Source organism: Denitromonas halophila, assembly GCF_007625155.1.
Taxonomy (GTDB): domain Bacteria; phylum Pseudomonadota; class Gammaproteobacteria; order Burkholderiales; family Rhodocyclaceae; genus Nitrogeniibacter; species Nitrogeniibacter halophilus.
This window is the reverse complement of record NZ_VMNK01000003.1, coordinates 20,238-40,774: the sequence shown is the minus strand read 5'-3', so window position 1 is coordinate 40,774 and position 20,537 is coordinate 20,238. Positions and strand designations below refer to the sequence as shown.

General features: G+C 64.3%; 17 protein-coding genes and 1 pseudogene. 12 read left to right on the top strand and 6 right to left on the bottom strand.

The window, feature by feature from the left end; all coding sequences use genetic code 11:
• The first annotated feature begins 94 nt into the window (after nucleotides 1–94).
• Nucleotides 95–937, top strand: coding sequence for a helix-turn-helix transcriptional regulator (locus tag FHP91_RS02200; RefSeq protein WP_144308043.1), 843 nt, complete (start codon nucleotides 95–97; stop codon nucleotides 935–937).
• On the opposite strand, the gene FHP91_RS02195 is transcribed toward FHP91_RS02200, so the two are convergent.
• Both FHP91_RS02195 and FHP91_RS02190 read right to left on the bottom strand, forming a co-directional pair.
• Nucleotides 924–2,072, bottom strand: coding sequence for a peptidoglycan -binding protein (locus tag FHP91_RS02195; protein WP_144308042.1), 1,149 nt, complete (start codon nucleotides 2,070–2,072; stop codon nucleotides 924–926). The two genes, FHP91_RS02200 and FHP91_RS02195, sit on opposite strands and share 14 nt — an antisense overlap.
• A gap of 4 nt (nucleotides 2,073–2,076) precedes the next feature.
• Nucleotides 2,077–3,150: a flagellar motor protein MotA gene (locus FHP91_RS02190; protein ID WP_144308041.1), complete on the bottom strand. Its 1,074-nt coding sequence runs from the start codon at nucleotides 3,148–3,150 to the stop codon at nucleotides 2,077–2,079.
• Between the two features lie 301 nt (nucleotides 3,151–3,451).
• Here FHP91_RS02190 and FHP91_RS02185 point away from each other — a divergent pair, with 301 nt between their 5' ends.
• Nucleotides 3,452–3,817 (top strand): hypothetical protein, encoded by a 366-nt coding sequence (locus FHP91_RS02185; RefSeq protein WP_144308040.1) that lies wholly within the window; start codon nucleotides 3,452–3,454, stop codon nucleotides 3,815–3,817.
• A 147-nt stretch (nucleotides 3,818–3,964) separates the two neighbouring features.
• Nucleotides 3,965–5,227, top strand: coding sequence for a sensor histidine kinase (locus FHP91_RS02180; RefSeq protein WP_144308039.1), 1,263 nt, complete (start codon nucleotides 3,965–3,967; stop codon nucleotides 5,225–5,227).
• On the opposite strand, the gene FHP91_RS02175 is transcribed toward FHP91_RS02180, so the two are convergent.
• Nucleotides 5,224–5,820: a TetR/AcrR family transcriptional regulator gene (locus FHP91_RS02175; RefSeq protein WP_144308038.1), complete on the bottom strand. Its 597-nt coding sequence runs from the start codon at nucleotides 5,818–5,820 to the stop codon at nucleotides 5,224–5,226. The genes FHP91_RS02180 and FHP91_RS02175 overlap by 4 nt on opposite strands.
• A gap of 2 nt (nucleotides 5,821–5,822) precedes the next feature.
• Complete coding sequence (locus tag FHP91_RS02170; protein ID WP_144308037.1) at nucleotides 5,823–7,856, bottom strand: NADPH-dependent 2,4-dienoyl-CoA reductase; 2,034 nt, start codon at nucleotides 7,854–7,856, stop codon at nucleotides 5,823–5,825.
• A gap of 306 nt (nucleotides 7,857–8,162) precedes the next feature.
• Here FHP91_RS02170 and FHP91_RS02165 point away from each other — a divergent pair, with 306 nt between their 5' ends.
• A complete protein-coding gene (locus FHP91_RS02165) occupies nucleotides 8,163–9,815 on the top strand; it encodes a methyl-accepting chemotaxis protein (protein WP_144308036.1) in 1,653 nt (550 codons plus the stop codon).
• Between the two features lie 51 nt (nucleotides 9,816–9,866).
• On the opposite strand, the gene FHP91_RS02160 is transcribed toward FHP91_RS02165, so the two are convergent.
• Nucleotides 9,867–10,412 (bottom strand): thioredoxin family protein, encoded by a 546-nt coding sequence (locus tag FHP91_RS02160; RefSeq protein WP_144308035.1) that lies wholly within the window; start codon nucleotides 10,410–10,412, stop codon nucleotides 9,867–9,869.
• A 482-nt stretch (nucleotides 10,413–10,894) separates the two neighbouring features.
• Here FHP91_RS02160 and FHP91_RS02155 point away from each other — a divergent pair, with 482 nt between their 5' ends.
• Both FHP91_RS02155 and FHP91_RS21690 read left to right on the top strand, forming a co-directional pair.
• Nucleotides 10,895–11,347 (top strand): hypothetical protein, encoded by a 453-nt coding sequence (locus FHP91_RS02155; protein ID WP_144308034.1) that lies wholly within the window; start codon nucleotides 10,895–10,897, stop codon nucleotides 11,345–11,347.
• A 13-nt stretch (nucleotides 11,348–11,360) separates the two neighbouring features.
• A pseudogene (locus FHP91_RS21690) lies at nucleotides 11,361–11,921 on the top strand (VOC family protein); the annotation flags it as partial.
• 80 nt (nucleotides 11,922–12,001) lie between these two features.
• Here FHP91_RS21690 and FHP91_RS21250 read toward each other — a convergent pair.
• A complete protein-coding gene (locus FHP91_RS21250; RefSeq protein WP_222105089.1) occupies nucleotides 12,002–13,000 on the bottom strand; it encodes a YihY/virulence factor BrkB family protein in 999 nt (332 codons plus the stop codon).
• Between the two features lie 238 nt (nucleotides 13,001–13,238).
• On the opposite strand from FHP91_RS21250, the gene FHP91_RS02140 reads away from it, so the two are divergent.
• The 6 genes from FHP91_RS02140 to FHP91_RS02115 all read left to right on the top strand — a co-directional run bounded on the left by FHP91_RS02140 (nucleotide 13,239) and on the right by FHP91_RS02115 (nucleotide 20,532).
• Nucleotides 13,239–15,203: an AMP-dependent synthetase/ligase gene (locus FHP91_RS02140; protein WP_144308032.1), complete on the top strand. Its 1,965-nt coding sequence runs from the start codon at nucleotides 13,239–13,241 to the stop codon at nucleotides 15,201–15,203.
• Nucleotides 15,204–15,218: 15 nt separating this feature from the next.
• Nucleotides 15,219–16,001, top strand: a complete 783-nt coding sequence (locus tag FHP91_RS02135) for an ABC transporter ATP-binding protein (RefSeq protein ID WP_144176170.1) — start codon at nucleotides 15,219–15,221, stop codon at nucleotides 15,999–16,001.
• Between the two features lie 32 nt (nucleotides 16,002–16,033).
• Nucleotides 16,034–16,960 carry a branched-chain amino acid ABC transporter permease gene (locus tag FHP91_RS02130; protein ID WP_144308031.1) on the top strand — a complete coding sequence of 309 codons (927 nt, stop codon included), beginning with the start codon at nucleotides 16,034–16,036 and terminating at the stop codon, nucleotides 16,958–16,960.
• A gap of 122 nt (nucleotides 16,961–17,082) precedes the next feature.
• The gene (locus FHP91_RS02125) at nucleotides 17,083–18,150 is read left to right on the top strand and encodes a branched-chain amino acid ABC transporter permease (RefSeq protein ID WP_144176168.1); all 1,068 of its coding nucleotides are present in this window, start codon (nucleotides 17,083–17,085) and stop codon (nucleotides 18,148–18,150) included.
• A 70-nt stretch (nucleotides 18,151–18,220) separates the two neighbouring features.
• The gene (locus tag FHP91_RS02120; RefSeq protein WP_144176167.1) at nucleotides 18,221–19,543 is read left to right on the top strand and encodes an ABC transporter substrate-binding protein; all 1,323 of its coding nucleotides are present in this window, start codon (nucleotides 18,221–18,223) and stop codon (nucleotides 19,541–19,543) included.
• A 158-nt stretch (nucleotides 19,544–19,701) separates the two neighbouring features.
• On the top strand, nucleotides 19,702–20,532 hold the full coding sequence (locus FHP91_RS02115; RefSeq protein ID WP_144176166.1) for an ABC transporter ATP-binding protein: 831 nt from the start codon (nucleotides 19,702–19,704) through the stop codon (nucleotides 20,530–20,532).
• The last annotated feature ends 5 nt before the right edge of the window (nucleotides 20,533–20,537 follow it).

Below are 20,537 nucleotides of genomic sequence, written 5' to 3'. Positions count from 1 at the left end.
GCAAGAGCACGTGACGCATCATCGCCGCTTGTTTGGTACGATATGGCGCATTAAGTATCAAAGATGTAACTTATCGTCTTGCATGGAGGTTGAGATGGCGGATCGACTGGCTGGCTTGCTTCAGCACTACTCGCTGTCGGCGCGTGTGTTTCACACCGGCGCTTTTTGTGGGCAGCATCACTACGCGGCGCCGCATGGCTATATCCACTTGTTGCGCCGCGGCCCGATCACGGCGCGCTCGTCGGTGCATGAGGATCTGCTGGTCACCGAGCCGAGCCTGCTGTTTTATCCGCGCGTGGCCTCGCACCGCTTTGTCGCGGCGCCGGGCGACACCGTCGACTTGCTGTGCGCCGAAGTCGATCTGGGGGCCTCGGCTGGCAATCCGCTGGCCATGGCCTTGCCGCCGATGCTGCAGATTCCGCTGGCCGATCTGCCGGGACTGGGTCCGACGCTGGACTTGCTGTTTGCCGAAGCCGGGCGCGATCAGTGCGGCCGGCAGGCGGCCATCGACCGGCTGTGCGAGTTGTTGCTGATTCAGCTGTTGCGCTATCTGATGGACCAGGGCGCGGCCCAAACCGGTTTGCTCGCCGGCCTGGCTGACCCGAAACTCGCGCGCGCCATCACCGCCATGCACGACGCGCCGCAGACCGCGTGGTCGCTCGAGGCGCTGGCGGCGCAGGCGGGCATGTCACGCGCGCGTTTCGCCGCCGCGTTCAAGGACACGGTGGGGGTGACGCCGGGCGACTATCTGGCCGACTGGCGCATGAATGTGAGCTGCACCTTGCTCAAGCAGGGGCGGCCGGTGGCGGTGGTGGCGGATCGGGTCGGCTATGGCAGCCCGAACGCGCTGGCGCGGGCCTTCCGTGCGCGCATGGGCTGCGCCCCACGCGACTGGCTGGCGCAGGTGCGCGGCGAGGCGGCGCTCAGCGATTCGTGAGCTTGAGTTCGATGCGCCGGTTCTTGGCGTAGGCGGCGTCGGTGTTGCGTTCGTCGAGCGGGTGGAATTCGCCGTAGCCGGTGGCGGCCAGGCGCTGTGGCTCGATGCCCTGTGCGCGCAGGAACTTGACGATGGACAGCGCGCGCGCGGTCGATAGCTCCCAGTTCGAGGGGAAGCGCTCGGTCGAAATCGGGCGGCGGTCGGTGTGGCCATCGACTTGCAGCACCCAGGGCAGATCGGCCGGAATCTCGCGGGCGATGCCCTTGAGCGTGCTGGCCAGTTTGGCGAGCTGGTTTTTGCCGGCCTCGCTGACGTTGTCTGAAGCGCTGTCGAAGAGCACCTCGCTGGAGAACACAAAGCGGTCGCCGACGATCTGCACATCGTCACGCTTGTCCAGCACCTCACGCAGTCGGCCGAAGAACTCCGAGCGGTAGCGCGCCAGTTTTTGCACCCGGCTGGCCAGCGCCACGTTGAGCTTCTTGCCGAGTTCCTCGATTTCCAGATCCTTGCTGCGCGCGGCGGTTTCGGCCGCGCCGAGGGCTTCATTGAGCTGTTCGAGCTGGGTGCGCAGCGCGGCGAGCTGGCGGTTGAGCAGTTCGACCTGGGCGATCGAGCGCTCCGACAGTTCGGTCTTTTCCTTGAGCGCCGTGCCGGTGCTGTCGAGCTGGCTGGCCAGTCGCGCGGCCTCGGCTTCGAGTTCGGTCTTGAGGCGTTGCAGGGCGGCGATGTCGGCCACCAGGCGCAGCCCTTCGGCCTCGGCGGCGGCGCGGGCCGCCTCCGACGCGACACGTGCAGCTTCGGTTTCGGCGCGCGCGGCTTCGGTCGATTGCAGACGGACATCGAGTGCCTGGCGGGCCGATTCGCTGCTGGCGAGCGAGGCGGAGAGTTCGCCCAGTTGCACATCGGCTCTCTTGCGGGCGTTGGTTTCGAGGCTCAGTTGCTCAGCCAGCTGAGACAGCTCCGCGTTGAGTTGTGCCAGCGCGCGGTCGCGGCCGGAAACGGCGTCGGTGAGCACGAACTGACCAATGGTGAAGATCAGGATGACGAAGATCATCACCATCAGCAGCGCGGCCAGCGCATCGACAAAACCGGGCCAGAAGTCGATGCCGCGCCGGCGGCGGCCGATGGAGGCCATCGCCTTAGTCCGCCCGCCGGTTGTCGAGGGCTGCCGCGATGGTGCGCGACATCAGCCGGATCTCTGAGCGCAACTCTTCGGAGAACTGCGCGTTCTGGTTGGGTTGGTGGGCCAGGTGACGGACCAGGCCGGCGAGGTCGTCCTGACTGCTGGCCAGGGTGCTGAAGTCACGCGACTCGCGCGAGATGAGGTCGGCCAGGCGGGTGAGCTGGCTGTTCAGGTCGCCGAGTTGGTCGCCAATCGCGTGGCGTTCGCGTTCGGACTCAACCGAGGATCGCTGCATGCGCTCCAGGCTTTCGGCGGTCTGCTCGAGCAGGGCCACCACGTAGGCCGGGACGGTGCCGTCGCCATCGCCGCCCACGCCGGACGAGGGCAGGCGGGTGATGCTGGAGAGCCACTCTTCAAGTTCATTGTAGAAACGGTTCTGGGCGTGGCCGGATTGCAGGTCGAGAAAACCGACCACCAGTGAGCCGGCCAGACCAAACAGCGAGGTGGAGAAGCTGGTGGCCATGCCCGACAGCGGTGCGTCCAGCCGGGTCTTGAGCGTTTCGAACATGGCGACCGGATCGGCGCCCACCCTCATGCCGCCGATGATGTCACCGACCGAGCGGATGGTGGCGAGCAGGCCCCAGAAGGTGCCGAGCAGACCGAGGAAGATGAGCAGGCCGATCAGGTAGCGGGAGAGGTCGCGCTGCTCTTCGAGGCGGATCTGTACGCTGTCGAGGATGGTGCGCATCGACGCCGGCGAGAGGTGAAAGCGGCCGCCATCGCGGCTGGTGAGCAACCGGGCCATGGGGGCGAGCAGGACCGGGCGGCCGTCGCCGGTGCCGCCGCCGTCGGCGCGCGGCTCGAAGGCTTCGATCCACAGCACTTCGCGCTGCAGTCGCCACACCTGGCGCAGATTGACGCCAATGCCCACCACCAGCACGGCGATGATCACGCCGTTGAACAGCGCGTTGGCGCGAAAGGCGGATTCGAGTTGGGGGGCCAGAAAGGCCGCCAGCAATGCCACGAGTGCCAGAAACAGACTCATCCAGGTGGTGGCATGGACGGGCCGGGTGAAGGCTTTGTGTTGCATCGACATGGGCTCCTGAAGGCGCAGCGGGGCGCTCGGACCCATCCAGTCTAACGCGCTTCACCCCTGAAGCCGAAGCACCACGGGCGCCTCGTGGCGTGACGCATGTCGCGGCGAAGGCCGGCGAGCGGGCTTATAACGCAAAGTTTTATGCGCTTGGCGCGTTTATATAGAAATTGGCGCTATCCATATACGCGACGAGGCAGGGGGTGCTGATTTAGTCTTCGAACCCATCAAGGCCGCGTTCATGCGGTCGAACAGCGCAGCACGGCGGTGTGACACACACCGCGAACGGAGAAGACGCATGGAACTGATCGGCGCAGTGGCAATCGTGGTGGTGGTGTTGGCGGGGGCCTACCTGGCTGGCAAGTGCAAGAAGCAAGACGGCCTGGCCCGCATCGAAGCCGACCCGACGCTGGCGGCGCGGGTGTATCTGCGCGCCGACGCCGAGACGGGGGCCTTCTGGCTGCACGCTGAAATGCGTACGGGCAAGAAGCTTCGCCTGGCGGCGCCCTGGGATCTCGACGCCACGCTGGCGCGCCTGGCGGCCGTTGAGCTGCATCTGTCTGAGGACGATCAGGCCGCGCTGACGGCATCGCGTGTGGCGTCAGCATCCGCCGCCGAGCCGCAAAGCCGACGTGCCGAGGGCTTCACCGCCGCGCACGCCTGATCCAGTTTTTTTACGCCTTCGCGCCCGTCACGATCGCCGCCTTGCGCGGCGATTTTCTATTTTGCCTCTATTTCGAAAGTCTTAGCGTCAAGCTTGGCGGCCGGCTGCCGATGAGTGATTGATGAACGACGGCGGTCGAGGTGTGGCATGAGCCAAGAGGATGAAAAGCACGATCAGGCAGCGGCGCGGTTTCGCCACCTGCTGGATCTGTCGTCGGACTGGTACTGGGAGCAGGACGCCGAGTATCGGTTCTTGGCGTTCTCCGATGGCCTGGCTGCACGCGGCAACACGTCGCCCAGCGCTTTTGTCGGCATGACACGTTGGGCCTTCTTGCGACTCAAGGGTGCCGGACTGAGCGAGGCCGAGATTGCGGCGCACGAGGCGCTGGTGCGCGCCCACCAGCCATTTCGTGAGTTGGAATACAGCTTGATGACCAACGACGGATTGCGGCATTTTTCGATCAGCGGCGATCCGGTTTTTGACAAGAACGGCGTTTTTACGGGCTATCGCGGGATCGGCCGCGACGTCACTAGCCGCTGGCTGGCGCAAGAGGCCTTGCGCGAGCGCAACGCCGCGCTGGAAGCCGCCAACGCCCGGCTTGAGAAGGCGCACAATCAATTGCTGCAGTCCGAGAAGATGGCCTCGGTGGGGCGTCTGGCGGCGGGTGTGGCGCACGAAATCAACAACCCGCTCGGCTTCGCCACCGGCAATTGCGACATGCTGGCGCGGGACGTGACCGCCTTGATGGCCTTGCTGTCAGCGTATCGCGACGCCGACCCGCTGATCGCCGCCCAGGCACCGGCGGTGGCGGCGGCTCTGGCACAGCAATGCGTTGAGGCGGATGTGGCGTTTCTGACCGAAGACATCCCTGAGCTGCTGAACGAGTTGAAATCGGGCCTGGATCGGGTGCGTGTGATTGTGGCCGATCTGCGCACCTTTGCCGAAGCCAGCACCAGCGCCATGGAGCAGGTCAGCTTGCGAGCGCTGGTGAAGCGGGCCCTCAACCTGTTGCCTGCGCAGTCGCTGGAGCGCGCCAATGTTCAGTATCGGTTTGCCGACTTGCCGCCGCTGGTATGTCGCCCGGGGGACGTGAGCCGGGCCTGTGTGCATCTGTTGAGCAACGCATTGCAGGCCGTGGCCGACGGCGGCAGATTGACCATCGAGACCGGCCAGACTGACGGTGAGCAGTGGGTGGCCGTCGAGGATACCGGGCCTGGCATCCCCGCCGACATTCAGGCCTACGTGTTTGACCCCTTCTTCACCACCCGCCCGGTGGGCGAAGGCGTGGGCCTGGGTCTCACCCAGGCGTGGGGCATTGCCGAGCAGCACGCCGGGCGTATCGACATGGACAGCGCGGCAGGTCGCGGGACGCGCATGACGCTGTTTTTACCGATCTCGCAGGACGACTAAGTGCCCGCCGGCTTGGCGAGCAGCATCGCCAGCGCGCTGTCGGCCAGTGCATCGAGCGACAGCGCGCCGTCGGCGCGATACCAGTGGGTACTCCAGTTGAGCATGCCGAACAGCCACAGCCGTACCGGCGGCGCGGCGCTGGCGATATGGCCGGCCGCCGCCAGCGTGTCGAGTGTGTGCTGCCAGGGGATTTGATATGCATCGAAAGCCGCCGCGATGTCGCGTTTGGCGGCGTCGTCGAGCGCGCGGGTTTCGCCGATCAGCAAGGGCGAGTCGCAGTCGAATTCATGCAGGCTGGCCAGGTGGGTGCGCACCAGCACGCGCAGGCGGTCGAGCGGGTCGTCTACGCCGACGATGGCCGCCCGCTGGCGGGCATCGCTATTGGCAAGGCCTTCGAGAATCACCGCCTTGAGCAGATCGAGCTTGCTGCGGAAATGGTAGAAGGGGCTGCCCGAGCGCATGCCGGCGGCCTCGGCGATGTCGCGCGTGGTGGTCGCTTCGAAGCCTTTTTCGACAAACAGGCGGGCGGCCGCGCGCAGCACGTCGGTGCGGCGGTTGGCATCGGCGGCGGGTTCGGTTTTTTTGCGCGGCATGCTTATAGCGCCGCCGCCACGCGGGTGCCCTGGTCGATGGCGCGCTTGGCGTCCAGCTCCGCGGCCAGATCGGCACCGCCGATCAGGGTCACCGCCATGCCGGCGGCTTCGAGCGGGGCCTGCAGCTCGCGGCGCGACATCTGGCCGGCGCAGACCACGATGGTGTCGACAGGCAGCGTCTTGGCTTCGCCATTGACCGTGATGTTCAGGCCGGTGTCGGTGATGGCGTCGTAGCTCACGCCGGGGATCATCATCACGCCGCGCTTCTTGAGCAGCGTGCGGCGGATCCAGCCGGTGGTCTTGGCCAGGCCTTCGCCGACCTTGGATTCCTTGCGCTGCAGGAGATAGACCTGGCGCGGCGCCTTCTCGTCCACCGCCGCGACCAGCCCGCCGCGGTTGGCGTAGGTCGGGTCGATGCCCCACTCGCTGTTGAAACGCTCGGCCTCGGTGCGCGTGTCATGGCTGTGGGTGAGGAACTCGCCCACGTCAAAGCCAATGCCGCCCGCGCCGATGATGGCCACCGATGTACCCGCCACTTTGCGCCCCTCGATGATGTCGAGGTAACTGGCCACCTTGTCGCTGTCGGCGCCGGGGATGTCGAGCTTGCGCGGGATGATGCCGGTAGCCAGCACCACATGGTCAAAGCCGGCAGCCTTGAGCGCGTCCGGCTCGGCTCGCGTGTTCAGTTTCAGCTCGACGCCGGTGGTCTCAATGCGCTTGCCGAAGTAGCGCAGCGTCTCGTTGAAGTCCTCCTTGCCGGGGATCTGTTTGGCAATATTGAACTGGCCGCCGATGCGGTCCGCCGCGTCGAACAGCGTCACCGTATGGCCGCGCTCGGCGGCGGTGGTGGCGCAGGCCATGCCTGCCGGGCCGGCACCGACCACCGCCACTTTCTTGGGCGCGGTGGTTGGGCGGATGACGAACTCGGTCTCGTGGCAAGCGCGCGGGTTGACCAGGCAGGAAGTCAGCTTGCCGTTGAAGATGTGATCCAGACAGGCCTGGTTGCAGGCGATGCAGGTGTTGATCTCGTCGCCCTTGTTCTCAGCCGCCTTGTTAACAAAGTCGGCGTCGGCCAGAAAGGGGCGGGCCATCGACACCATGTCGGCACAGCCCGAGGCCAGCACGTCTTCGGCCACCTCCGGCGTGTTGATGCGGTTGGTGGTGATCAGCGGAATCGTCACCTCGCCCTTGAGCCGCTGCGTGACCCACGCAAACGCCGCGCGCGGCACCATGGTGGCGATGGTCGGGATGCGCGCCTCGTGCCAGCCGATGCCGGTGTTGATGATCGTCGCGCCCGCCGCCTCGATGGCCTTGGCCAGCGCCACCACCTCGTCCCAGCTGCTGCCGCCCTCGACCAGATCGAGCATCGACAGGCGGAAGATGATGATGAAGTTCGGCCCCACCTTGGCTCGCGTGCTGCGCACCGTTTCCACCGCAAAGCGGATGCGGTTCTCGAAGCTGCCGCCCCAGTCGTCGGTGCGGTGGTTGGTTTGCGGCGCGATGAACTGGTTGATCAGGTAACCCTCGGAGCCCATGATCTCCACCCCGTCATAGCCCGCGTCCTGCGCCAGCTTGGCGCATTTGGCGTAAGCCGCGATGGTGCGGCGGATGCCCCAGCCGGTGAGCGCGCGCGGACGGAAACGGTTGATCGGCGCACGCAGGCTCGACGGCGCCACGCACAGCGGGTGGTAGCCATATCGGCCGGTGTGCAGAATCTGCAACGCAATCTTGCCGCCCTCGGCATGCACTGCGTCGGTGATGATGCGGTGCTTTTTTACCTGCCACGAAAAGCTCAGCTGAGAGCCCGCGTGATACACCCGCCCGGCCAGGTTCGGCGCAAAGCCCCCGGTCACGATCAGCCCCGCGCCGCCGCGCGCACGCTCCGCATAAAACACCGCCATGCGCTCGAAGCCGTTCTTCTCCTCCTCCAGCCCGGTGTGCATCGAGCCCATCAGCGTGCGGTTGCGCAAGGTGGTAAAGCCCAGATCGAGCGGGGCGAGCAGGTGCGGGTAAGGGGTGTTGGCAGCGGCGTTCATCGGGTCTCCGTCCGGTGATTAATTTTTAAGCAAGCAAGCGCTTGGTTATTGTTCCTCTTCAGCCGCCGAAATGCAAGCGAAGCGTTGTCGCCAAGCGATGAGCCGGATCGAGGGCTTTGCCAATGGCGCTTGCCGGCGCGTCGTCGATATACGACGGACGGTATAGGCGCACTCTCAAGTTGCTTCCGGCGGCGTCGCAATCAAATAGAAAAGCACGTCGTGGTGTGCGGGGCGTTCGGAGTGTCACTGCCGAACGATCAGCCCAGACATCGCGTGCGCCCATGAGCTACCTGGAGAACAACCGTAATGCTCGCGAACCTGTCCGTCCGTTGGAAAATCATTGGTCCGATCCTCTTCATGGGGGCGATGTCCCTCGTGCTGAGCGCGTTTGGCATCAACAGCGCCAGAAATACCGAAGCGCTCACCGTTGAAATGGGGGGGCGCTACCTGCCGGCCATTACGGTGCTGCTCGAAGCCGATCGAGACCTCTACCAAGCCTTGGTGGCGGAGCGCTCCTGGTTGAACTCCGGCAACGATGGGCAGCAAGCCAAATGGCAGACGCAAATCGACGAAAACCGGCAGCAGTCCGCGACCCGTGTCGGAAAGTTCGCCGCCATCGCTGCGCAATTGCCGGCCACCGCAGCGGCGACCGACCCGCTGCTCAAACAGTACGAAAGCGATCGGCGAGTCTGGGAGGCCAGTAACGACCGGATCATCACCTTGCTCAAAGGTGGCGACGAGGCCGCCGTTGCCGAAGCGCGCAGCCTGAGCTTTGGCGAGGCCGCCAAGCAGTTCGGCAGCATGCGCGACAAGATCGACAAGTTGTCCGAGATCATGGCCGATGGCGCCGCGGCCAGCGAGGCGCGGGCCGAAAGCTCGGCCCATGCCGCCTATGTCGGCACGCTGATCATCAGCGCTATGGTGGTGGTCACGATACTCGCGGTGCTGCTGTTGGTGCCCAAGCTGGTGTTCACGCCGCTGCGCAACCTGAATGCGCGCCTGAAGGAATTGTCGGCCGGCGGGGGTGACCTGACGGTTCGTCTCCCGATCAATTCGAAGGACGAACTGGGCCAGATGGCGGTCAGTTTCAACCAGCTGCTGGACAGCCTGGGCGGGATGTTCCGTCAGCTGCTCGGCGATGCCGACAAGCTGACCGACGGCGTGCGGCAGCTTGAAGCGAGCATCAACGAGATCTCCGATCGCTCGGAGGCGCTGGCTGACATTACCACCGCCAACGCCGCCAGCGTCGAGCAGATCACGGTGAGCGTCTCCCATATCGCCGACAACAGCAACGATGCCGAAGCCCTGGCGCACAGCACGGGGGAGCTGACCGTGGCCACCGCGGAGGGCGTGACCACCATTGCCGCGCAGGCCGTCGAATCGGCCCGGCGGGTGCGTGAGCTGGCCGACGTGCTCGGCGGCCTGGACCGCCGCTCGGGCGACATCACCGGCATTGTCGGGGTGATCCGCGAGATCGCCGACCAGACCAATCTGCTGGCGCTCAATGCCGCCATCGAAGCGGCCCGTGCCGGCGAACAGGGGCGCGGCTTTGCCGTGGTGGCCGATGAAGTGCGCAAGCTGGCCGAGCGCACCGGCAAGGCCACGCTGGAAATCACCACCATGCTCGACGGCATGCGCGACGAAACGCAGCAGGCCGTCGGCTTCATGGAGCAGACCGTCGCGACGGTGGAGAGCAGCGTCAGCCTGACCGAAGACGCGCGCGGCAAGATTTCAGAGATCGGCAGCAAGATCACCGCCGTGGCCAACCGCATGAGCGAGGTTGCCCTGTCGATCAACGAACAGCGCAGCGCCACGTCGTCCATCGCGCAGAACACCGAGGGCATCACCGGACGGGTCCAGGAGACCGATGCTGCCCTGCGCGAAGCGCGCAAGACGGTGGATCAGGTGGCCCTGGTGTCGCGCAGCACGATGGAGAAGTTCGCCGCCTTCAAGCTGTGATGCGTGCGCGCACCGCCCCCGGAGGCCGCCCGGCGGCTTCCGGGGGCCAACTCATCTCCACTTGATCGAACAGCCCATGCTGGGCGTTTGCTCGCGCGGGCCCCGCCCGGTGGCGGCGATCAGCCGCATGGCGTCGACCAGTTCGCGGGTGCGCTTGGTCGGATTGCCCCGGCCGGCATCGTCCAGACGGCCGCGGTACTGCAGTTCGCCGTCCTTGTTCAGCCCGAAGAAATCCGGCGTGCACACCGCCCCGTAGGCGCGACCGACCTGCTGGGTCGCATCGACCAGATACGGGAAGCTGAAGCCGTGTTCCGCGGCGAAGCGTTTCATGTTCGCCGGGCTGTCGAGCGGCACTTGCGTGGCGTCGTTCGACATCACGGCCAGCACGCCGACGCCCTCGGCCTGCAGCGCGCGGGCGTCGTCGGCCAGACGGTCCGCAATGGCTTGCACATAAGGGCAGTGGTTGCAGATGAAGGCGATCAGCACGCCCTTGTCGCCCAGTTGTTCGGACAGGGTGTAGGACATGCCGTCGGGGTCTGGCAGCGTGAAATCGGGGGCTTGCCAGCCGAAGTCGCAGATCGGGGTGTCGAGAAGCATGCGGGTCTCCTTGGGGTCGAGGGGATGCAGCGCGGCGCTATCCGGGCGCCGCCGGGCGATCTTGCACCGCACCGGAAACCGTCCTTTTGCCCGCCGCCGGCCGACATGCTGTCAGACTGTCGGCGAATGGATGGTCATGAGGGCCATGATCCTAGAAACCGCAGTTGACCGCTTGTGCCCAAGAGCAAGGTATTGAACATGCAAACTTCTTCGGCTTCGAGGCCGATCACCCGGTGGGTGACAGCGCTACGCACCCGATTGCACGTCTGGCGGGCCGCCTGGCCGCGTTGCTTCTCCTTGCAGCGTGCAGGCTGTGCGTCGTTGCGCCTTGCTCACCCGCTCGCCGGGCCGCCCCAAGAGTGGGTACAACCCCCTCGGGGGGCAGCGAATGAAGTGAGCGTGGGGGCCTGTGCTCAGCCCGTCAAACGCGCACTCGGGCGCGTCCAACTACGGTTTCTAGGATGATGACAGATCGAGCGGGCGTGCCGAAGCGACGCCGGATACCGTGGGTGCTGGTCGGCGTGGTGCTCTTCGTGCTGGCGTTCATGGGGCGGACCGGCTACGACATCTACGACAAGCGCCAGGCCATGGCGCGGGTGCAGGCGGCCTTTGCCGAGTACGACCGCGCGGATAGGCGCTGGGCGCGCGCCGTCGATGCCGCGCTGAAGGCGTCGGGCGAGGCGGCGGCCGGCCCGGTCCGCGAAATGACCGAGGCCGAACAGACGGTGGCCCGGGTGCCGGCGTCGGGCTGTGCGGCGCGGGTGGGCGAGCAGTTGGTGCTGGCGATGCAGGCGTCGCGGCAGGCTGTGATGGCGCGCTCGGCGACTGAGTCGACGGAAGACGCTGCGTTTGCCGTGGCGATGCGTGGCGCGAAGGATGTGCGTCTCGACTACGAGATCGCGCGGGCGCGGTGTTTTGAGTCGCCGAGAAGTTGAGTGGTGAGCCCGGATGCCGCGCCGCGGAATCCGGGCTCACCGGCTCGATCAGGCACACCGCCCCGCATCGAAAGACTGCGCCTGGTTGCCACACCGACCCCGGATGCCGGCCTGCATCCCGGCGACGCACTACATCCGCGCGACACGCTGCCTCGGCTCCGTTGGAGATACGCTGCGGCTCCACACAGCAACAGGAAACAGACCGGTGTTCAGCCATGTGATGGTGGGGTCGAACGATATCGCGCGTTCGAAGCGTTTCTATGATGCCGTGCTGGCGGTGCTCGGTGCGGGTGAGGCGGTGCGCAACGAGGCGCCGACGGGAGATGTGCGTCTGTTCAACCGGCACGTGGGCGGCTCCTTTGGCGTGACCGTGCCAATCAATGGTGAGGCGGCGATGCCGGCGAACGGCGGCACCGTCGGCATCGTCGGCTTCAAGTGCGCGTCGCCCGAGCAGGTCAGGCAGTTCCATGACGTGGCGTTGGCGCACGGCGGGGTGTCGATTGAGAACGCGCCGGGGCTGCGCGAGAGCACGCTCGGCGCGATGCACCAGGCCTGTGTGCGCGACCCCGACGGCAACAAGCTTTGCGCGGTGTGCCGGGGGCGTAGCAGGGCGGGGGGGATTCCCCGCGGCGTGCCTTTTTGCCCCCGACCAAGCTATCGGGTGGGCGTCTCTTCGGTGGCAGGGGGCTTGAACAGGGCGGGTGTGGCCTCGGCCGGGAGCGGCTCGGGGCGCGCCTCCTGCGCCTCCAGCGGCGGCGTGGCCGCCTTTTTCTGCTTTTTCTGCCGACGGAAGCGCCGGTCGCCGACATGCTCGATGCGGTTGAGCTGGAAGGTGATTTCCGCGCCGTAGAGCAAAATCAGCGACACGTAGTACACCCACAGCAGCACGATGGCGAGCGAGCCGGCGGGGCCGAAGGTGGCGGCGGTGTTGCTGCGGCCCAGGTAGAGGCCGATAGCCCATTTGCCCAGTTCGAACAGGATGGCGGTGAGCACGGCGCCGATCGTGAGGGCGCGGGTGGACAGTTTGGTGGGCACCAGCACCTTGTAGATGATGCCGATCATGCTGCTTTGCAGGGCGAGCGAGATGCCGATCTGCAGTGCGGTGGCGAGCCACAGCAGGGCCTGGATGCCACGCGTGGCGTATTCGCCAACGGCGAGGATGGCGGCGCTGGCGACCAGCGAGACCATGAGCAGGAAGCCGATGCCGATGACGACGGTGAGCCCGCGCAGGCGGCCGATGAGTTGCTTCATCCAGGCGCTGCGGCCCTGGGTGGGGCGGCCGAAGACGGCTTCGAAGGCATGACCCATCTGGACGAACAGGCCGGTGGCACCGATCAGCGTGATGACGGTGCTGACTACCGCGGCGAGCGCGCCTTGGCCGGAGGCCTGACTGGCGGTGACCATGCGGGCGATGAGCCGCGCGCCGTCGGCGCCGATGAGTGCTTCGAGCTCACCGACGATGCGTTCGCTGGCGGTGTCGGGGCCAAAAATGAGGCCGGCCACCGAGACGGCGATGACCAGCACCGGTGCGAGCGAAAACGCGGAGTAGTAGGCGAGGGCGGCGGCGTAGGTGGCGCAGCGGTCGTCGCCCCATTTGCGGGCGGCGCGCCAGGGGACGAGGGCGTAGCGAAGTGCGCGGGTGAGTGTCGTCACGGCGATCGGCCATTACATATGCGTGAAGCCCCTACTGTAACCGCGTTGTGCGGCGATGTCGGTGTGGCGCGGACGCGGATCGGGCAATTGTCACAATTGCGTACATTCTGAAAATAGTTGCGCAAACATAGGCTGCGAGACTCCAGCCTCGAACATGGCCCCCAGGCCACCCGGACGCCGAATAAGAAAACCCCCGGCGCTGCGGCACAGAAAAGAGACACACAAGGAGGAGGCGGGTATGTCAGACCCCCGTGGGCAGGCTGAACTGAACACTTTTCCGCGCCTGTTGATGCAGCATGCTCAACAGCGGCCGAACCGGCCGGCAATGCGTGAGAAGGAATACGGCATCTGGCAGACCTATAGCTGGGCAGAGGTTGCGCAAAACGTGCGCGCCATCGCCTGCGGTCTGGCAGAGCTGGGTTTCAAGCGGGGCGATCGCCTCGGCATCATCGGTGACAACCGTCCCCGTCTGTATTGGTCGGTGGCGGCCTGTCAGTGCCTGGGTGGCATTCCGGTGATGATGTATCAGGATGCGGTGGCCGAGGAAATGGCCTACGTGCTGCAGGATGCCGAGATCAAGTTCGCCGTGGTCGAAGACCAGGAGCAGGTGGACAAGATGCTCGAGATTCGCGAGCAGTGCCCGCTCCTCGAGCATGTTATTTATGACGATTCGCGCGGCATGCGTCACTACGCTGACACCTTCCTGCTTGGCCTGGATGAGTTGCAGTCGATGGGCACGGCCCACGACAAGAGCCAACCGGACTTTCTCGATGGCGAGATCAGCAAGGGCGGGCCCGACGATGTGTCGGTGATGCTCTACACGTCGGGCACGACGGGCAAGCCGAAAGGCGTGTGTCAGACGCACGACGCGTTCATTCAGTCGGCCAAGGGCGGTTGCCAGTTCGACAAGTTGACCGAGAACGAAGACATCCTCTCGTACCTGCCGATGGCGTGGGTGGGCGACCACCTGTTCTCGTATGCGCAGGCGATGGTGTCGGGTTTCACCATCAACTGCCCGGAGTCGGGCGAGACGGTGATGACCGATCTGCGCGAGATTGGCCCCACCTATTACTTTGCACCGCCGCGCGTGTTTGAGAACCTGCTGACCACCGTGCTGATCCGCATGGAAGACGCGAGCTGGTTCAAGCGCAAGATATTTGCTTTTGCCATGGATGTGGCCAAGCGCTGCGGCGCCGAGATTCTGGATGGCAAGCCGGTGTCGACTTCGGATCGCTTCCAGTACTGGCTGAGCAACCTGCTCATCCTCGGGCCGCTCAAGAATGTGCTGGGTTTTTCGCGCATTCGCGTGGCCTACACCGCCGGCGCGGCGATTGGCCCGGATCTGTTCCGCTTCTATCGCTCGATTGGCATCAACCTCAAGCAGCTCTATGGCCAGACCGAAACCTGCGCCTATGTGTGCCTGCAGCCGGACGGCCAGATCAAGCTCGACTCCGTCGGCAAGCCGGCGCCGGGTGTGGAGGTGAAACTGGCCGAGAACGGCGAGATTCTGGTCAAGGGGCCGATGCTGCTCAAGGCGTATTACAAGCGCCCCGACGCAACGGCCGAGTCGATCAACGAGGACGGTTACTTCCTCACCGGTGACGCCGGCTTCTTTGATGAAGACGGCCACCTGAAGATCATCGATCGCGCCAAGGATGTGGGCAAGCTCAATGGCGGCAGCATTTTTGCGCCCAACTACATCGAGAACAAGCTCAAGTTCTTCCAGCACGTGAAGGAAGCCGTGGCCTTCGGCAACGAGCGGGACTATGTGACCGCCTTCATCAACATCGACCTCGAAGCGGTGGGCAACTATGTCGAGCGCCGCGGTCTGGCCTACTCGGGCTATACCGATCTGGCCGCTCAGCCGATGGTGCTGCAGCTGATCAAGGAGTGTGTTGAAGAGATCAACGCGCAACTGGCGGCCGATCCGATGATGGCCGATTCGCAGATCAAGCGCTTCCTGATTCTGCACAAGGAGCTGGATGCCGATGACGGCGAGCTGACCCGCACCCGCAAGGTGCGTCGCAAGTTCGTGTCGGAGCGCTACGCGGTGCTGATCGATGCGCTGTATTCGGGCAAGAGCGAGCAGCACATCGAAACCGACGTGAAATACGAGGATGGTCGCCAGGGCAAGGTTTCGGCTGACCTTAAGATCGAAGAGGCGAAAACCTTCGCCCCGCAGGCCGCAAAGACGGCCGCCTGAGCGCGAGGAGACAACATGGCACGAGAAATCGGCGACGTCATTCTGAAGATGGAGGGCATCTCGCTCTCTTTTGGTGGCGTCAAGGCGCTGACCAACATCAGTTTTGATGTGCGCGAACACGAAATCCGCTCAATCATCGGCCCGAATGGCGCTGGCAAGAGCTCGATGTTGAACGTCATCAACGGGGTGTATCACCCGCAGGAGGGGCAGGTGACCTTCCGCGGTGAGGTGCGCCGCGACATGGAGCCCCACAAGGCGGCCAAGCAGGGCATTGCGCGCACCTTCCAGAACATCGCCTTGTTCAAGGGCATGAGCGTGATCGACAACATCATGACCGGCCGCAACCTGAAGATGAAGTGCAACGTCTTTCATCACGCGCTGCACTGGGGCAAGGCCCGCGCGGAGGAGATCGAGCATCGCAAGAAGGTCGAGGAAGTGATCGACTTTCTCGAGATCCAGAACATCCGCAAGACGCCGGTCGGGCGCCTGCCCTACGGTCTGCAAAAGCGCGTTGAGCTGGGCCGGGCGCTGGCCGCCGAGCCGTCGATGATGCTGCTCGACGAGCCAATGGCCGGCATGAACGTGGAAGAGAAGCAGGACATGTGCCGCTTCATCCTCGATGTGAATGACCAGTTTGGCACCACCATCGTCCTGATCGAGCACGACATGGGCGTGGTGATGGATATCTCGGACCGCGTGGTGGTGCTCGACTACGGCAAGAAGATTGGCGACGGCGAGCCGGATGAAGTGAAGAACAATCCGGACGTGATTGCCGCCTACCTCGGCACCAGCCACTGAGCGCGCCGCGAAAAGGATAAGGGAGACAAACAATGCAGTTCTTTTTCGAAGTGCTGATCGGCGGCCTGCTCTCAGGGGTGTTGTATGCCCTCGTGGCGCTGGGCTTCGTGCTGATCTACAAGGCGTCCGGGGTGTTCAACTTCGCGCAGGGCGCCATGGTGTTTTTTGCCGCGCTGACCTTCGTCGGCTTTCTGGAAGTCTTGCCCGGCTGGACCGGGATGGAAGAAGGCGGTCGGGCGGTATTCTGGCTGGCCTTCGTGCTGTCGCTGGCCGCCATGGTGGTGCTTGCGATCGCGACCGAGAAGTTCGTGCTGCGCCCGCTGGTCAATCAGCCGCCGATTACCTTGTTCATGGCGACCATCGGTCTGACCTTCCTGGTGGAAGGGATTGCACAGGGCATCTGGGGCGCCAACGTGCGTGGCCTGGATCTGGGTATCGCGGATGTCCCCATCGAATACATGATGGACAACTTCAACATCCTGATTTCGTCCTTCGACGTGTTCGCCGCAGCGGTGGCGGCGGTGCTGGTGGCAGCGCTGGCGCTGTTCTTCCAATACACCCGCATCGGCCGGGCCCTGCGCGCCGTGGCGGACGATCACCAGGCGGCCTTGTCGATCGGTATTCCGCTGCGTCACATCTGGGTCATCGTGTGGGCAGTGGCCGGTTTTGTGGCCCTCGTGGCCGGGATGATCTGGGGCGCGCGTAACGGGGTGCAGTTTGCGCTGACCTTCACCGCACTCAAGGCGCTGCCGGTGCTGATCCTCGGCGGATTCACGTCGGTGCCCGGTGCCATCGTGGGCGGTCTGATCATCGGCGCCTCCGAGAAGCTGGCCGAGGTGTATGTCGGCCCCTTCGTTGGCGGTGGTATCGAATCCTGGTTCCCGTACATCCTCGCGCTCGGCTTCCTGCTGGTTCGTCCGGAAGGTCTGTTCGGCGAGAAGCATATTGACAGAGTATGAGCCCCCACGCTTGGGGCCAAGGCCCCGGCGCTGCCCCCGGAGGGGGCCGTCGCCCGCCTTGGGGCGGCCCGGCGCCGGGCGATGGATACGAATAACGAGAGCGGCAACATTGGAGACAACTCATGCTTTACCGTGAAGCCGGCCAGTTCAAGGCCAGTTACGAGGCAGATCAACAGATCTTCCCAATTCTTCAGGACCGTATCGGCGTCATGCTGCTGATTGGTTTCTTCGCCCTGGCGGTGCCGCTGTTTGCCGACCAGTACTGGCTCAAGGCCATTTTGATTCCGGTGCTGATCTTTTCGCTGGCAGCGATCGGTCTGAACATCCTCACCGGCTACGCGGGCCAGCTGTCGCTGGGTTCGGCCGCGTTCATGGCGGTGGGCGCCTTCGGGGCCTATAACTTCATGCTGCGCATTGACGGCATGCCCTTCCTGGTGGCGATTTTGCTGGGCGGGCTGTGTGCGGCCCTGGTTGGCGTGATGTTCGGCCTGCCGAGCTTGCGTATCAAGGGCTTTTACCTCGCGGTGGCCACGCTCGCGGCGCAGTTCTTCATCGTCTGGGCGCTGGTCAAGATCGAGTGGTTCTCCAACTACTCGTCCTCGGGCGTGATCACCGCACAGCAGATCGAAATTCTCGGCTTCGCCTTCGAGGGGCCGCAGTCCAAGTACCTGCTGACCCTGTTCGTGGTGGTGATGATGGCCCTGGCGGCCAAGAACATGGTGCGCTCGACCACCGGCCGTTCGTGGATGGCGGTGCGTGACATGGACGTGGCTGCCGAGGTGATCGGCATCCGCCTGATGCGCACCAAGCTGACCGCGTTTGCGGTGTCCTCGTTCTACTGTGGTGTGGCTGGCGCGCTCTATGCCTACACCTACATCGGCACGGTGGAGCCGGAGGGCTTCAACCTGGACCTGTCCTTCAAGATCCTGTTCATGATCATCATCGGCGGGGTGGGCTCGATCATGGGCTCCTTCCTCGGCGCGGCCTTCATCGTGCTGCTGCCGATCGCGCTCGATGTGTTCGTGCCGATGCTGCTGGGTGACCTGGTGTCTTCGAGTTTCGTATCCAACCTTCAGCTCATCGTCTTTGGTGGGTTGATTGTGTTCTTCCTGATTGTCGAACCGCACGGGCTGGCTCGCTTGTGGCAGATCGGCAAGGAGAAGCTGCGGCTGTGGCCGTTCCCGCACTAAACTGGAATTCGATTGGCGTTTTGCGCTGATCTCACCAGGCAACACCAAAGAAAAAAGAGGAGATAAACACATGAATCTGAAGAAAACAGTCATTCTCGGCGCCGCTGTTGCGGGCTTGCTGGGTTCGTCCATGGCGATTGCGGCGGAACAGTTCATTGGTCTGCCGAGCTACCGCGTCGGTCCCTACGCTGCAGGCGGCTCCGGAATCTACGGTGGCTGGATCGACTACATGCAGATGATCAACGAGCGCGATGGCGGCATCAACGGCGTCAAGCTCGCTTGGGAAGAGTGCGAAACCGAGTACAACAACGCCCGGGGCGTCGAGTGCTACGAGCGTCTGAAGGAAAAGGGCGAGACGGGTAACTCGGTGTTCCAGCCGCTGTCGACCGGTATCACCTATTCCGTGCTCGACAAGGTCGCCAAGGACAAGATTCCGCTGGTGACCATGGGTTACGGCCGTACCGATGCAGCCGATGGCCGCGTCTTCCCGTACGTCTTCCCGCTGATCACCACCTACTGGTCGCAGGCGACCACGATGGTCAAGTACATCGCCGGCAAAGAAGGCGGTACCGACAAGCTCAAGGGCAAGAAGATCGCCCTGCTGTATCACGACTCCGCCTACGGCAAAGAGTCGCACGCCGTGCTCGAGAAAATGGCCGAGCGTTATGGCTATGAGCTGACCAAGCTGGCCGTTGCCCACCCGGGTAACGAGCAGCAGTCGCAGTGGCTGCAGATCCGTCAGCTGCGTCCGGACTGGGTCATTCTGTGGGGCTGGGGTGTGATGAACCCGACCGCACTCAAGTCAGCCGCCAAGACCGGGTTCTCGCGCGAGAAGATGGTCGGCGTGTGGTGGTCCGGCGCAGAGGAAGACACGGTGCCGGCCGGTAGCGCTGCCAAGGGCTTTACGGCCGCAGGTTACAACGTGGCAGGCGCCGACTACCCGGTCATCAAGGATATCGAGAAGTTCGTGTACGCCAAGGGCCACGGCAACATGGAAGACAAGTCCCGCATCGGTAGCGTCTATTACAACCGCGGCGTGGTGCACGGTCTGATCACGGTCGAGGCGATTCGCAAGGCGCAGGAGAAGTACGGCAAGGGCAAGGCCCTGACCGGCGAGCAAGTGCGCTGGGGCTTCGAGAACCTCGACATGGACGACAAGCGTCTGGGCGAATTGGGCGCCACCGGCTTCCTGCCGCCGCTCAAGACCAGCTGCATGGACCACGAAGGTTCCGGCAAGGTCAAGTACCAGCAGTGGGACGGCAACAAGTGGAACGTCGTCACCGACTGGATCGACGCCGACAAGGAAATGGTTCGCGGCATGATCGAAGAGTCCGCGGCGGCCTACGCCAAGGAAAAAGGCATTACCCCGCGCGATTGCTCGAAAGAGATGTAATTGCAAGGGCACGCACGGCCGCCTGGGCGGCTGTGCGGGGCCTTCCCCGAATGGGGGAGGTCCGCCGAGCGCATCGCGGTGCGTTCGGCGGACCCTCTCTTGAGCAGTTTGCGGGGAAGGAGGGGCAACACCAAGTCGGCAGAGACATGACAATGACAATGCAGAATACTGCCGCGGCCATCGAGGCCGCACCCTACCTCAGCGTCAATAACGTCGAGGTCATTTACGACCACGTCATTCTGGTTCTCAAGGGCGTATCCCTTGTTGTTCCGAAAGGCAAGATCGTCGCTTTGCTCGGTGCCAACGGCGCCGGCAAGAGCACAACGCTCAAATCCATCTCGAACCTGCTGCGTGCAGAGCGTGGCGATGTGACCAAGGGCAATATCGAATTCAAGGGCGCGCGCATCGATCAGATGACGCCGGCCGACCTCGTCAAGCGTGGCGTGATCCAGGTGATGGAAGGCCGTCACTGCTTCGGCCACCTGACCATTGAAGAGAATCTGCTCACCGGTGCCTACACCCGGGGCGATGGCAGCGCCGGCATCAAGCGCTCGCTCGACATGGTCTATGACTACTTCCCGCGTCTCAAGACGCGTCGTAGCTCGCAGGCGGGCTACACCTCGGGCGGTGAGCAACAGATGTGCGCCATTGGTCGCGCCATCATGGCCAACCCCGAGATGGTGCTGCTCGATGAGCCCTCCATGGGCCTGGCGCCGCAGATCGTCGAAGAGATTTTCGAGATCGTGAAAGACCTGAACAAGAAAGAAAACGTGAGCTTCCTGCTCGCCGAGCAGAACACCATGGTCGCGCTGCGCTATGCCGACTTCGGGTACATCCTCGAGAACGGCCGCATCGTGATGGAAGGCGAGGCGCAGTACCTGGCCACCAACGAGGACGTGAAAGAGTTCTACCTCGGTTTGTCGGGCGAAGGGCGCAAGAGCTTCCGCGACGTCAAGCACTATCGCCGTCGCAAGCGCTGGCTGTCTTGATCCGT